Source organism: Bacillus sp. DJP31 (assembly GCF_049310945.1).
GTDB lineage: Bacteria > Bacillota > Bacilli > Bacillales > SA4 > Bacillus_BS.
Map to the genome: position 1 here is coordinate 125,178 of NZ_JBMERO010000001.1, position 14,006 is coordinate 139,183.

Here is a 14,006-nt window from a genome sequence, read left to right on the forward strand (position 1 = left end):
TCTCCTTTATGAATTTAACACAATTCGTAATTCTTCAACATCCTTCTCACTAATTTCGCATAGATCAGCTTCATCTAAAACAGTTTGTTCCATGATTCGTGCCGCTTGTATTTGAATTAATTCATCCACAATTGTAACGGCAAATCTTCCATTCCCTTTCATTGAAAGACTGCGTGTAAATTCTTTTAATGCAGAAGCAGCTTCTTGAGTCATTGAATAATCATATTTTTTTAAACGTTTTTGAATCATATGCACGATTTCCTCAGGTGTGTAATCTGCAAAATAGAAAAACTTTTTAAATCTTGATTTTATACCCGGATTACTTTGCAAGAGCTTTTCTATTTCATTCGGATAGCCAGCAAGGATGATTACTAAGTTCTCATCATGCCTCGTCATTTCGTCGACGATTGTATCAATTGCTTCCCTTCCAAAGTCGGATGTTGCTGAGGAAAGCAATGAATACGCTTCATCAATAAAAAGAACGCCACCGAGAGCTTCACGTATCTTTTTCTTCGTCTTACTAGCTGTTTGGCCCACATATCCCGCTACGAGATCCGCCCTACTCGTCACGACAAGATGACCGCGTTTTAACAATCCACTTTCCTTTAAAATCTCTGCATACATCTTGGCAACGGTCGTTTTCCCTGTCCCCGGATTACCATTAAACACAGCATGTAGCTGGATGGGTACCGTTTTAAAACCCTTTTCTCTTCTTACTTGTTGAATTTGCACAAAATGCTGAATTTTTTTAAGTTCATCCTTGATTGACTGAAGCCCCACCAGTTCGTTCAACAATTCTTCTGAAGAGGAGCTCCCGATATCCAACTCAGTCGAGGTTAAGTCTTTTTTCTCGAGGATCGCTAAATCGAATGGGTCTACATCATCAATCTTAGTTGATGAACCTTTTTGAAAGATGGCGTCTAATACAATACTTTTTACTGCTCTTGCATTTCCAAAGCTTTCGTCAACTCTTTGTTTATTCACTCGGTTATCTAGTTCTTCAAGTGCATCTTTAGTTAAAACATAATCATTATCCAACGCCATTTTTATAGCGATTTCCAGTAATTCCACATTGGAATAGTCCTCTAAATGTATATGGTTACTTTCTGGAAAGCGACTTCTAAGTCCAGGGTTTGACCATAGAAACTGCCTCATCTCTTCCGGGTATCCAGCCAGAATAACAGCAAACTTACCGGCATACTCCCCACTAGTCATGGCAGACACAATTGTATCTATTGCTGTTTGACCATAATCGTTTCCGGTCTGACCTTCCCTTTTAAGGCTATAAGCTTCATCGATGAATAAAACGCCACCTTGTGCTCGCTTGATGGCGAGCATCACATTTTCTTCTGTCTGCCCAATGTATGAACCCACAAGATGCGTTCGATCAACTTCCACCACTTCAGGTTTAGGGAGGACATTTAGTTCATGGTAAATCTTAGCTAATAGACGAGCAAGGGTTGTTTTCCCTGTTCCTGGGTTTCCTGTCAGAACCATGTTTAAACTGACTTCATCCTTCATTTTAAATCCAAGTTCTTTTCTTTTTTCTTGATACTGTAAGTAATGATAGTGTTGATTCACGCGTTTCTTTACCTGATGTAGTCCAATCATCTTTTCAAGATCTTGTAGGCTATTGCTACTTGATGATATTTCAGTATTCGTTGGACTCTCAAAGCCCATTATCTTTAGTGTTTCTATTTCATCGAGGTTCTTTTTAATCTCATCCAGATACGCTGAAGTGTGAAAAACACCAATTATGGAATCAAAATATTCCTCAGATGCTTTTAACAGCAGAATGACATGATTATTTAGTAGCTCAAACGTTTGAATCCAAGTAAGTACTTCGTGATCAAGCTTGTCTAAATTAGATATCTTATTTACTTTTTCAATTTTCTCAACATACTCGTCAAGAAAAACTTTGCATTGTTTTATGTAGTTTTCAGCAAGCTTCTTTTTTGTCGTTCTGTTATCCGTTTCACGGATAGGGGGAAATCGCAAAGTTCTCCTTAGTGATTGAAAGGTAGAAAGAATAATCTTATTGTTAAATTGATACACTTCTTCGTTTTTAGGATCAAGTTTTTTTGCACGATCAATCCACGAAAGTGTCAGCTCATCGATTACATTTAATCGATGAACTCTTGTTTGAGCTAATAGACATAAGAGTGTCGATTCCAGCTCATTCTCTGGATTATATTTTAAAAACTTAATTGCCTGAACAACTTCTCCTTCATCTTTTATAAATCCAGTTTTAAAAACTTCCTGTTTCCATTTATCTTTCATATGTAGTAATTCTTGAAATGATTGTTTTTCTCGTTGGTCCATTGTTATCACCCTATCTATCATAGCACTCTATGGGGGATTAGTTAAAGAAAATGACCAAGCATTAGCTTGGTCATTCAGGAACATGTTATTATTCACTTTCATTACTAAAGTTTGCTTCGTCCTTAATTTCATTACGAAACGCATCTAAGCTATCACGGCGACGTTCATTTTTCGCTTCGATATCTGCTCGATCCTTATCGTTAGACACTTGCATGGTTTCCTCAGCTTCTTGCATATTCTCAATCGTATTTTGAACCATCACTTGTAGCTTTTCTACATTATCGCTACGATCGTCTGGATTCGAACGTTGTTGTTTTTCTGCCATTCTCCATACCTCCTCTACTATCTTCTCTTACAGATTTAGTTTCTCTAATTGAAATGTCAATATGTTGTGTTTTTAACGCATTCATAGGTAAAACAGAGGACACATCTCCCCTGTAGGTAATCATCTATTCACCCTTAGTTTGGATTACTTCAGGATGCTCACCTGATTTATCATTATACTGTTTTCCTTTGTTTCCACTAAACCCTCTTGGCTGTGTACCGACATGATTTGGAACAAAATACTTACTTTTCTTCTTTGGATTGCCCATCAATATCACCCCTTACTTCTAATGTTTGCAAGAAAAGGTTTCACTATGTAAAAAAGGAAGCTGGTATCTTTACCCGCTTCCTTCGCTTCAATCACTATTCAGCTTTATTTAGGCGTTTTTGCTCCAAACGATCTTCAATTCGCTCTAACGCTTCTCTATCGTTAAGTAATTGCTTCTTATTTTCTTGAACTAATTCCTGAAATGAGCGTCTTTTAAATTTTCTCATTCTAGGTCACCTACCTTCTCTTCTATTGTACTATCTATCTTTCCCAATAGCTGAAGGAATTATGACATTTTTTCGAAAATTTTAATTATATATATGGCTGTTTTCTAAACTTTGTTGCTATTTAACCAAAAGAGGAGTGGTTGATTGTAACGAGAGGATGCACCATTCCCCGGGGCGGGCGGTGAGCCTTTCAAATAAAAAAACAACAGATTTTGTTTTCTGTTGTTTTTTTTCAAATATTATTCTAATGTGTTAACAAGTTCTTCCAGATTTTCGATGGTAAGTGGCCCAATATATTTATATTGAATCACCCCTTTCGTATTTACGAAGTAGGAAGTAGGTAAGGTTAATACTTTGTAGGCATTTCCAACACTACCTGTTCTATCGAGAAGTACTGGAAATGTATACTTATTTTCGGTAATATATTCTTGAACTGCTTCATCGCTCTTTTCTGTGTTGCGAAAATCTACTGCTAAAACAATAATATCTGGATTCTGGTCTGAAAAAGCTTGTATTTCTGGCATCTCCTTTAGACATGGTGGACACCAGCTTGCCCAAAAATTAATAAATACCTTTTTCCCCTTTAGCTCGGAAAGAGTTACATCTTTTCCATCTAATGTTTCTAAAGTGAAGTCTGGAGCTTGTTTATTTAGTAGAGGTCCTTTTTGGATAGCAGTCCCTAGTTTCTCATTAGGGTTGAATGGATTTGTTGTTTGAGAACTTTGAACAACATTTGCAGTTTCCTGCGTAGTCTTTACCCAAACTTGAGTATATATGGTATAACCTATCAGTCCTAAGAGAATTGAAATGGCAATTATACGTTTCATAGTACCCATCCTTTCAAAAAGAGTTTCATTTCATTATGTATGTATGACTTAAATAGCCTATTCAACTTTTGCAATATGGTGACATTTTATCATCATTGTATCATGATTCTAATCTTAAATCTAACTTTTCAGAGATTGTTACATTTTTAAAAAATCAGGTTAGGAGGACAGTTTCAATTCACTCTTTACCAATACGGATATATCAATTACATACAAAAAAGAGCCGCCAACATACAGCAGCTCTTTATCTAAAATTTAGTTTTCCTTTAATTTATCACGTAAGACCATTTGTAAAATTCCGCCGTGGCGATAGTAGTCAACTTCTATATCACTGTCGAAACGAACAAGAACTTCAAATTGCTTCTTGTTTCCTTCTTCATCTGTAGCTGTTACATTTACTAAATCACGTGGCTTTACAGTTTCATCAATGTGAACTTCGATTGTTTCCTTACCAGTTAGGCCAAGCACTGCTGCACCTTCCCCTTGTTTAAATTGAAGTGGAAGAACTCCCATTAGTACAAGGTTACTACGGTGAATACGCTCAAAGCTTTCAGCGATTACTGTCTTAATTCCAAGTAAGTTTGTACCTTTAGCTGCCCAGTCACGAGATGAACCCATTCCGTAGTCATTACCAGCTAGAACAACAAGTCCAACACCATCTGTCTTGTACTTCATACATGCATCATAGATGGACATGACTTCACCAGTTGGCCAGTAAGTTGTGTATCCACCTTCTGTGCCCGGTGCAACTTGATTCTTGATGCGGATGTTTGCAAACGTACCTCTTGTCATAACGCGGTCATTACCACGACGTGAACCATACGAGTTAAAGTCACGAGGTGAAACTCCATTTTCTTGCAAGTAACGACCTGCAGGTGTGTCTTTACCAATGGATCCCGCTGGTGAAATGTGGTCTGTTGTAACTGAATCGCCGAACTTACCAACAATACGTAAGCCCATTAATGGCTCCACTTCACCTGGTTCTGGAGATAGACCTTCAAAGAATGGAGGGTTTTGAATATAAGTTGAATCCTCATCCCATTGATATAAAGCGTCATCTGTTGTCTCAATTGCATTCCAACGCTCGTTGTCATCAAATACTCGCTCATATTCAGCTCGGAATAATTCAGGTGTCACTGTGCTCTTCACAAGCTCATTAATTTCATTTGTTGATGGCCAAATATCGCTAAAGAATACATCATTACCATCTTTGTCTTTTCCAAAAGCATCGCTTTGAAGGTCTACATCTACTGTTCCAGCAAGTGCATAAGCCACAACAAGTGGTGGTGATGCTAGGTAGTTACCTTTTACTAGTGGGTGAATCCGGCCTTCAAAGTTACGGTTACCAGAAAGAACAGATGTTACAAGTAGGTCGTTTTCTGCCACAGCTTTTTCAATCTCTTCGGCTAATGGACCAGAGTTCCCGATACATGTTGTACAGCCGTATCCTACTGTGTTAAAGCCTAACTTCTCAAGGTAAGGTAATAATCCTGAGTTTTCTAGGTAAGCCGTTACAACCTTAGATCCAGGAGCTAAAGATGTTTTTACATACTTAGGCACAGTTAGTCCTTTTTCTACAGCTTTCTTTGCAACTAAACCTGCAGCGATAAGAACATATGGATTCGAAGTATTCGTACAGCTCGTAATCGCAGCGATGGCTACTGCACCCGTCTTCATCTTCGTTTCATCACCGTTGTTAAATGTAACTGTAATTTCTTTAAAAATATCTGTCGGTGTTAATCCAAAGCCTTGATTTCCAGCTGGAGCAGCAAGTGCTTTAGTAAATGATTCCTTCATCATTGTAAGCGGAATTAAATCTTGTGGACGTTTCGGACCTGACAAGTTGGCTACAATTTGAGTAAGGTCGATTTCCACGATATCTGTGAATATCGGATCTTCGGCACCTGCTGTATAAAATAATCCATTTGCTTTAGAATAAGCTTCTACTAAATTAATAAGCTCTTCCTCACGACCTGTTAATCGCATGTAATCTAGTGCGACTGCATCAACAGGGAAGAATCCACAGGTTGCACCATACTCTGGAGCCATGTTTGCAATCGTTGCACGGTCTGCTAAAGGTAATACAGCCATTCCTGGTCCAAAGAATTCTACAAATTTATTAACCACACCTTTTTGACGAAGGACTTGAGTTACTTTTAGTGCTAAATCAGTAGCTGTTGTTCCGTTAGGAAGCTCACCTGTTAATCTTACCCCAATAACTTCAGGAACTGGGAAGTATGAAGGTTGACCAAGCATACCTGCTTCTGCTTCAATACCACCAACACCCCAACCTAGGACACCGATACCATTGATCATCGTTGTGTGAGAGTCTGTACCTACTAATGTATCAGGGAACGCTTCAAACTCACCGTTTTCACTTTCAATTGCGTGAACAACATTTGCTAAATACTCTAAGTTAACTTGATGAACGATCCCTGTTGCTGGAGGAACTGCACGATAGTTATCAAATGCTTTCTTCGCCCAGCTTAGGAATTTATAACGCTCAGCGTTCCGTTCAAATTCTAAGTCCATATTGAATGCTAATGAATCAGCTGTTCCAGCTCTGTCAACTTGAACAGAGTGGTCAATAACTAAATCCACTGGCTTTTCTGGATTGATTTTTTGGGGATCTCCACCTAGGTCAGCCATAGCTTTTCTAAGAGAAGCTAAGTCTACTACTGCTGGAACTCCTGTGAAGTCTTGAAGAATAACACGAGAAGGTTTAAATGGAACATCTATTTCCCTAACCTCATCCGTTCCCCACTTCGCTAAATTCTCCACGTGTTCTTTCGTAATCATACGGTCGTCATATTGACGTAAAACAGATTCAAGTAATACTTTAATTGAGTAAGGTAAACGAGATACATTACCAATCCCAGCCTCTTCAAGCGCTTTTAATTGATAATAGTTGTATGTTTTACCATTCACCGCAAAGGATGAACGTGCTTTGAATACGTCGTTAGTTGCCACGAGTACTCCCCCTTTATTTTTTTCATCACGGACAGTTCATTCTCAGGAAAGAAATATGAGAATGGCTTTTTATCCTACGTACTAATCTTAATACAAGTATATTCATAAGTAAATGACAAGAAAGTTATTGTTTGCAATAAGAATTTCTTATGGCGTCCAATACTGACCGGTTCCGATTATTCGATATCCAATGATACCTGTCGAATTTTGTTTTCATAACATATTTTCTCTCACCATGACTCATCCTAATGTATGGAGGTGAAGTAAATTGGCCAAACGTAAAGCGAATCATGTAATTCCAGGAATGAATGCTGCAGGTGCTCAAGGTATAGGTGCTGGGTATAATGAAGAGTTTCAAAATGAGCCTTTAACGGCTGCACAGCGTCAAAATAATAAAAAGCGTAAGAAAAACCAATAAGGTATTTACTGAACCACCCATATAAAAAAAGGTAGCAATTAATTGCTACCTTCATTTGTCATTGATTTACTTCGTCTACAATTTGCTGAAGATCTTGTTGAAATTGACGAAGCTGATCTTGTTGAGTTTCGGAAGACACTTCTAAAGCATTATTGATTTGTTGATAGGCTTCATTTATTTCATTTTTTAAATGCTTTAAGTGAGCGCCATAATCTCCACCTGATATCTCCATTGCTTCATAACTTTCTCTTACATCCTCTGTCCCTTGCTGTGCCGCTTGGAACGCTTGTTGTTTATTCTTATGGTATGGCATGATTGTCTCTCCTTCCTAAAATAATTCAATCTTATTCTTCTCAAGAACAACACGAATCATTCTACGAATAAATCCGAAAAATTTATTCCATCCTAAGGAGTGAAACTCCATTAAAAGGTTGAAGGAGGAGGACTTACCATGACAAACAAAAACGACGGAAAAGATATACGTAAAAACGCTCCAAAAGGACATAACCCTGGACAACCAGAGCCGTTAAGCGGTTCTAAGAAAGTAAAAAATCGAAACCATACTCGTCAAAAGCATAATAGTGGACATGACATGTAGTCACATGATTGTTCGAACTGCACGAATCACCTGTTCTACCTCGTCATTATGAATGGTACGAAAATCCAACAGAACAAGGTCATGCTTAATTCGTGAGATAACACTTGGATTATGAAGACGGAGCTCAGTACTCAGAGCCTCCGCTTTTTTTTGTTTATGCTTTAATGTAACCACAAATGTAGGTAGTTCAACATCAGGCATAGTGCCCCCACCTACTTGTGACATTTCCTGTTCGATCGTCATCTCATAGGAGGAATCCTGGAGTTTTGAAACAAATAATTCTGCCTTTTTTTTAATTTCCGTCGGTCTAACTAGCATATCTCGAATAACTGGTAAATCCATCAAACCACTCCCTTTTAAATAGGCAGATAAAGTGGCTTCTAATGCTGCGAATGTTAGCTTGTCTACTCGAAGAACACGAGCTAGCTGGTGTTTTTTCAACAACTGAATGTATTCCTTTTTCCCAGCAATAATGCCCGCCTGAGGACCGCCTAGAAGCTTGTCCCCACTAAAAGATACGATATCAGCGCCTTGATCAAGCACCTCGCTCACGACAGGCTCATCCCCAATACCATGCTTTCGAAAGTCATATAATACACCGCTTCCTAAATCCTCATAAAAAATAATATTTTCATGTTGGTTAGAAAGCTCAATCAAATCTTCGCTTGAAACACTTTTTGTAAAACCAATTGTTTTAAAATTACTTGTATGTACCTTCATGATCATTTTCGTGTCGTCATTTATGGCCTCTTCATAATCATAAAGATGAGTTTTATTGGTGGTCCCGACTTCCACTAGTCGGGCCCCGCTTTCCTCCATAATAGAAGAAATGCGAAAGGATCCACCAATTTCAACAAGTTGGCCTCTTGAGACAATAACGTTCTTGTCTTTTGCAAAAGCTCGTAAAATCAAGTAAACAGCTGCAGCATTATTATTGACCACCATCGCTGCTTCGGCTCCTGTTACTTCTCTGATTAGATTTTCAATAATATCATGTCGTGAGCCCCTGACTCCTTCATTGATTCTATACTCGAGGTTTGAATAGTTACCCGCAATCTCTTTGACATGCTCTATAGCAGATTGACTTAGCCTAGCTCGACCAAGGTTCGTATGCAAGATAGTTCCTGTTGCATTGATGACTCGTCGAAGAAAATATTCCCCGAAGTGATTTGCCTTTTTTTCCAGCCTTTCAAAAAGAAATGTGATCAACAATTGCTTCGTTGGTTCTTCTCCATTCCACTCATTTGCTAGTAAACAATGGCGTATGTGATCTATTTCACCCTGCACGAGCTGAGTTAATTTATCACTATCTATATCTGTTCTTTCTTTAAGTAGGAGAAATCGCGAATCCTTTTGTATCTCATGCACAGGTGGCAAAAATCTTACATACTCTTTCATTAGACGTACCTCCGATATAACATATCTCCATTATAGGATAGGGAACCAAATGATTCAAATTAGGTAGCTTGAAAACAGTTATTTGACTTTTATCTTTATCCACACCTTTTTCAGTCATGTTGAATAGGATGGTTTGAAGAACAAGTTGGAGGGCTTGTAATGACTGATGAACATAAAGAAGATCAACCTCAAGAAGAAATGCTTTTAGAAATCGAAGGAATAGAGGAATGGATGAATCAGTTTGTTATTGATCCATTTTTTGATGGAAATACAGACGGTATCCGGTTGGATTTATTCGAAACGGAATCTTCATACATTATTGAAGCAATTGTAACAGGATATAGTAAAGAAGATATCATCATAAAAGTCGTGTTAGATGGTATTCATATACATTTAAATCACTCAGGCAAGGAAACTAGTCGTTTCGTCAAACTCCCCTTCTCATTATGCAAAAAAAGGATCCATGCTTTATTTGAGCATGAAATTCTTGAAATAACTATTTATAAAAATAAGAAGAGAAAAACAAAAAAACGATACCGTACTATTGCTATAAAGTAAAAAAGGAAGCAACTTTATATTAAGTCCTTCCTTTTTTGTTTTTAAAAAATAAACCCAAACATTTATAGTTTAAAAACTTTTTTAAGAAGTCAACTGTTCAATAATTTTATTTGAATCAGGAAATTTCCCAACTTCTAGCTTGGAGAAAATTTTCTCACCATTAACAGTCACTTCAAAGGCTCCTCCTGAAGTAGGTATTAACTCCAGGCTTGTGATATCATGACGGAAATGATTAAATAGGTCCTCTGCGAAACTCGCAGCTTTTGGGGCGAAGTTTCACATCATACAAAATTCAACAGTTACTTTATAGCTCAATGCAAATGCCTCCTTTTTGAGTTTACTTATTCTTAATTTTAGTACAAGTTATGATTGGAAGCAAAAATTAGGCATTTTCAAGTGTCATCTTTGGAAATATAAAAACAAACAAGATATACTATTCATTAGGAGGTGCTCTACAATGAACAAACAAGAAGAAATTCGTCTAACCCAATATTCAACAAAAGCTGGTTGAGGATGCAAAATCGGTCCAAAAGACCTTGCGCAAGTTTTGCGTCAATTACCTAAAAGAGAATATGATCCAAACTTATTAGTTGGTCTCGATACCTCTGATGATGCCGGTGTATACAAGTTAACAGATGACATAGCCATTATCCAAACAGTTGATTTCTTTACACCAATTGTGGATGACCCATATATGTTTGGTCAAATTGCCGCCGCAAATGCGTTAAGTGATGTTTATGCTATGGGTGGCAAGCCAAAAACAGTCATGAATATTGTTGGATTTCCTATTAAGACCCTAGGACCAGATGTACTTGCTGAAATCTTAAAAGGTGCTGCTGATAAAACAAAAGAAGCAGGAGCCATCGTTGTTGGCGGACACTCCATTGATGATCAGGAGCCTAAATTCGGCTTATCCGTAACGGGTTTAATTCACCCTGATAAGATTCTTAAAAATGTTGGTGCGAAACCTGGTGATGCTCTTGTTTTAACCAAGCCTATTGGTGTTGGCATTATGACAACAGCTGTAAAAAGAAATGCTGTTACGCCTGAACAGATTCAAAAGGTGACTGACACAATGGCGAGCTTAAATAAAGCCGCTGCTGAATGCTTAGAAGGATTAAATCCGAATGCAGGAACGGATGTAACTGGATTTGGACTTTTAGGACATGCCAGTGAAATGGCAAGAGGTAGTGAAAGTAGCATAACGATTCATTTTGATCAAGTACCATTACTACAAGGAACAATCGAACTTGCAAAGCTTGGGATTATCCCTGGCGGTACCAAGTCCAATTACGAATGGCTAGAAGGTTCTGTTGTTTATAGTGATGACTTAACAGATGACGAAAGACTTATCCTATGTGATGCTGTTACTTCTGGTGGATTGCTTGTAAGCCTACCTAAGGAAGAAGCTGCACTTTATGTTCAAAGACTTCATGAGCAAGGTATTGTAGAAGCAGCCATTATCGGTGAGGTTACTGAAAAACGTGATTGTTGCTTATATGCTTCAAGATAAAAATGGAGGTCCACTCGGGCCTCTGTTTTTTTTTTTTGTTTTTCTAAGAGATAATGGGCTATTCGACAAGCGAACACTTCCTCCATTATTCATTTAATAACAAAAAGAGGGAATAAAGATACCTAAAATACAGCATCAATATTCCCTCTACTATTGGTCCCTCTTTTTTTAATATATATTCTCTAAATCGACTGCAGAAAGCTGGTCTGGTTTTCCGTCAAAAACAACTTGTCCATTTGCAATTCCTATTATTCTAGTCGCAAATTCTTTTGCAAGCCTAACATCGTGCAAGTTAATCATCATGGTGATTTGATCTTGTTCGTTTATTTCTTTTAGTATCGACATAATTTGTAGCGATGTATTTGGATCGAGACTTGCCACTGGTTCGTCACCTAGTATGATCTTTGGGTTTTGGACTAATGCTCTTGCAATAGCCACACGTTGACGTTGCCCCCCACTTAATTGACTAACACGTTGATGGGCAAACTCTTTTAAGCCAACGCGTTCTAGAGCATATAGTGCCTGTTCTTTTTCTTGTATTGTAAATCTAAGAAAAAGGCCTCGGCCCAAAGGAATGGTTCCTAAACGCCCAACCAAAACATTGGTCAAGGTCGTCAACCGTTCTATTAAATTGAAGGATTGAAAGATCATCCCAATTGAGCTTCGATACTTACGAAGCTTCTCCCCTTTGTATGAAAGAACAGGTTCACCATTCCAAAGTATTTCTCCACTCGTCGGTTCAACTAGTCGATTCATACAGCGTATTAAGGTTGATTTCCCCGCTCCACTTAGTCCAAGAACGGCAACAAATTCACCTTGCTTTATAGAAAAACTCACATTACGTAAGGCAGGTCTGCTCGTTTTTTGGTATTGTTTTTGTAATTGCTTCACTTCGAGCATTTAGATCACCCTCTTACGAATTAATGCACCAATGTAATCGACCATCATTACAAGTAGCATGATAAACAAAACCTCTGTTGCCACCATTTGATAATTGGCAATTTTAAAATCAATAAACAGCATACTTCCAATCCCGCCTCCACCTATAAAGCCAAGAATGAGTGATGCACGAATTCCGACTTCTAGGCGGTAGAAAAAGTTAGAGATAATATTGGGGATGATTTGAGGGAGTATTCCGTAAATAATAACAATAATCCTCTTTGCCCCTACAGAACGAACTGCTTCTTGTGGTCCATCTTCAGCTGCTTCAATCAATTCCGAGATGAGCTTACCTAATACTCCAATATTATGAAGAGCAATTGCTAAAACGGCAGGGAATGGACCTAATCCAAATGTTGGCACAAGTAATAGACCAAACACAATTTCTGGAACTGATCGAAAGAAATTAAGTACTCCCCTCGTACTGTTATACACCCATTTTGCTGGAGCTGTATTCCAGGCTCCTAAAAAACTTAGGGGTAAAGCAAAAAGAAGCCCTAAAAAAGTTCCGACAATAGCAATTTGAAGGGTAATAACAGATGCCTTTATCACATAATTTGTATTGGAAAAGTCTGGTGGCCACCATTGTTTTTGAAAGAAATCAATGGTTTTGCCAAAGTCAAAGAAATCCCGAAAGGAAAACTCAACGCCGACCCCACTCCATATAAGAATAGCCGCTGACAATACTGCCAACGACCACTTATTGATATTTTTCATATTTTTACACCTACTTACTTTTTTCGGCTGCTTCTTTCTTAGCTTTACGAATGCTTTCATAATCTGAGTCAGATGCTTTTGTAAATCCTGTCGCAGCAAATGCATCTAAGATTTCTTTGTCTTCAATCTTTAAAAATGCATCCTGAATCTTCGTTACTAACTCGTCATCGACAGCCTTACTAACTGCCCAAGGGTATTGGAATAACTTCTCAGACTCCCAAATCACCTTAAAGTTGTCTCCAATTTTCCCATTTGCTTTTAAAGAATTAAAAATAGCACTGTCGATGGCACCCGCATCAACCTGTTTGTTCTCAATAGCAATAGCTGTTGCGTCATGTCCACCCGTATATAATAAGTTTTTAAATTCGTGTTCATTTTGGTTCTTAAATACACCTTGCTTCATTAATTCAATGCTTGGAATTAATGAACCCGAAGTTGAATTAGGGTCACCAAATGCAAACGTTACTTCCTTACTTTTCCCCACTAAATCTTCAATTGACGTAAGTGTTGAATCTTTGTGGGTAATGATATATGAATAGTAGAAAGGCTCCCCATCTATTAACTGCGTCATGATTGCACGAGCACCGCTTTGCTCATTCGCATCAACGTATGTAGAAGGTCCAAAGTATGCCATGTTTACATCATCATAATTCATGGCTTGAACAACCGCTTGATAATCAGGGTAGACGGTGATTTCTACTGGAATATCTAATTCTGTCTCAAAATGCTTTGTAAGCTTATCCATCGCTGCTTGCATATTCCCTTCATTTAAGGAGGGGATAACACCTACAACCAATTTTTCTAGTTCAGCTGTTTCTGTACCCGTTTGTTCTTTTGTATTCTCAACCTTTTCGTTTCCTCCACAAGCAGCTAATACTAGCAAAGTAGAAATCATAAATAAAGCCCAAATCTTTTTCATCGTTAAAC

15 protein-coding genes and 1 pseudogene are annotated in these 14,006 nt (G+C 38.0%); 4 read left to right on the plus strand and 12 right to left on the minus strand.

Annotated elements, in window-relative coordinates; translation table 11 throughout:
* Nucleotides 1–6: 6 nt before the first annotated feature.
* From ACOI1C_RS00665 to acnA, 6 genes are all read right to left on the minus strand, one after another.
* Nucleotides 7–2,322, minus strand: a complete 2,316-nt coding sequence (locus tag ACOI1C_RS00665; RefSeq protein WP_422506970.1) for an AAA family ATPase — start codon at nt 2,320–2,322, stop codon at nt 7–9.
* Nucleotides 2,323–2,410: 88 nt separating this feature from the next.
* Entirely contained in the window at nt 2,411–2,647 is a 237-nt protein-coding gene (gene tlp / locus ACOI1C_RS00670; protein ID WP_422506972.1) for a small acid-soluble spore protein Tlp, read from the minus strand.
* A gap of 124 nt (nt 2,648–2,771) precedes the next feature.
* A complete protein-coding gene (locus ACOI1C_RS00675; RefSeq protein WP_422506974.1) occupies nt 2,772–2,915 on the minus strand; it encodes an acid-soluble spore protein N in 144 nt (47 codons plus the stop codon).
* A gap of 94 nt (nt 2,916–3,009) precedes the next feature.
* Nucleotides 3,010–3,141 (minus strand): FbpB family small basic protein, encoded by a 132-nt coding sequence (locus tag ACOI1C_RS00680; protein WP_422506976.1) that lies wholly within the window; start codon nt 3,139–3,141, stop codon nt 3,010–3,012.
* Between the two features lie 239 nt (nt 3,142–3,380).
* Nucleotides 3,381–3,968 carry a TlpA family protein disulfide reductase gene (locus ACOI1C_RS00685; RefSeq protein WP_422506978.1) on the minus strand — a complete coding sequence of 196 codons (588 nt, stop codon included), beginning with the start codon at nt 3,966–3,968 and terminating at the stop codon, nt 3,381–3,383.
* 255 nt (nt 3,969–4,223) lie between these two features.
* Entirely contained in the window at nt 4,224–6,938 is a 2,715-nt protein-coding gene (acnA, locus tag ACOI1C_RS00690) for an aconitate hydratase AcnA (RefSeq protein ID WP_422506980.1), read from the minus strand.
* Between the two features lie 268 nt (nt 6,939–7,206).
* Between acnA and sspO the strand changes: the two genes are divergently transcribed.
* The gene (gene sspO / locus ACOI1C_RS00695; protein WP_422506982.1) at nt 7,207–7,356 is read left to right on the plus strand and encodes a small acid-soluble spore protein O; all 150 of its coding nucleotides are present in this window, start codon (nt 7,207–7,209) and stop codon (nt 7,354–7,356) included.
* A gap of 58 nt (nt 7,357–7,414) precedes the next feature.
* Here the strand turns inward: sspO and ACOI1C_RS00700 are convergent, their stop codons facing one another.
* Nucleotides 7,415–7,669, minus strand: a complete 255-nt coding sequence (locus tag ACOI1C_RS00700; RefSeq protein ID WP_422506984.1) for a hypothetical protein — start codon at nt 7,667–7,669, stop codon at nt 7,415–7,417.
* A gap of 138 nt (nt 7,670–7,807) precedes the next feature.
* Between ACOI1C_RS00700 and ACOI1C_RS00705 the strand changes: the two genes are divergently transcribed.
* Nucleotides 7,808–7,954, plus strand: coding sequence for a small acid-soluble spore protein P (locus ACOI1C_RS00705; protein ID WP_422506986.1), 147 nt, complete (start codon nt 7,808–7,810; stop codon nt 7,952–7,954).
* On the opposite strand, the gene selA is transcribed toward ACOI1C_RS00705, so the two are convergent.
* Nucleotides 7,955–9,352, minus strand: a complete 1,398-nt coding sequence (gene selA, locus ACOI1C_RS00710; RefSeq protein ID WP_422506988.1) for an L-seryl-tRNA(Sec) selenium transferase — start codon at nt 9,350–9,352, stop codon at nt 7,955–7,957.
* Between the two features lie 159 nt (nt 9,353–9,511).
* Between selA and ACOI1C_RS00715 the strand changes: the two genes are divergently transcribed.
* Nucleotides 9,512–9,910, plus strand: a complete 399-nt coding sequence (locus ACOI1C_RS00715; protein ID WP_422506990.1) for an Hsp20/alpha crystallin family protein — start codon at nt 9,512–9,514, stop codon at nt 9,908–9,910.
* Between the two features lie 81 nt (nt 9,911–9,991).
* Here ACOI1C_RS00715 and ACOI1C_RS00720 read toward each other — a convergent pair.
* Nucleotides 9,992–10,174 (minus strand): annotated as a pseudogene (locus tag ACOI1C_RS00720) (Rdx family protein); the annotation flags it as partial.
* A 193-nt stretch (nt 10,175–10,367) separates the two neighbouring features.
* Here ACOI1C_RS00720 and selD point away from each other — a divergent pair.
* Nucleotides 10,368–11,423 carry a selenide, water dikinase SelD gene (gene selD / locus ACOI1C_RS00725; RefSeq protein WP_422506992.1) on the plus strand — a complete coding sequence of 352 codons (1,056 nt, stop codon included), beginning with the start codon at nt 10,368–10,370 and terminating at the stop codon, nt 11,421–11,423.
* A gap of 168 nt (nt 11,424–11,591) precedes the next feature.
* Here selD and phnC read toward each other — a convergent pair whose 3' ends face one another.
* From phnC to phnD, 3 genes are read right to left on the minus strand one after another with little or no spacing between them, the layout of a single operon-like run.
* Nucleotides 11,592–12,323, minus strand: a complete 732-nt coding sequence (gene phnC / locus ACOI1C_RS00730) for a phosphonate ABC transporter ATP-binding protein (protein WP_422506994.1) — start codon at nt 12,321–12,323, stop codon at nt 11,592–11,594.
* On the minus strand, nt 12,324–13,079 hold the full coding sequence (phnE, locus tag ACOI1C_RS00735) for a phosphonate ABC transporter, permease protein PhnE (RefSeq protein WP_422506996.1): 756 nt from the start codon (nt 13,077–13,079) through the stop codon (nt 12,324–12,326). It abuts the gene before it with no gap.
* Between the two features lie 10 nt (nt 13,080–13,089).
* Complete coding sequence (gene phnD, locus ACOI1C_RS00740; RefSeq protein ID WP_422506998.1) at nt 13,090–13,998, minus strand: phosphate/phosphite/phosphonate ABC transporter substrate-binding protein; 909 nt, start codon at nt 13,996–13,998, stop codon at nt 13,090–13,092.
* Nucleotides 13,999–14,006 lie beyond the last annotated feature (8 nt).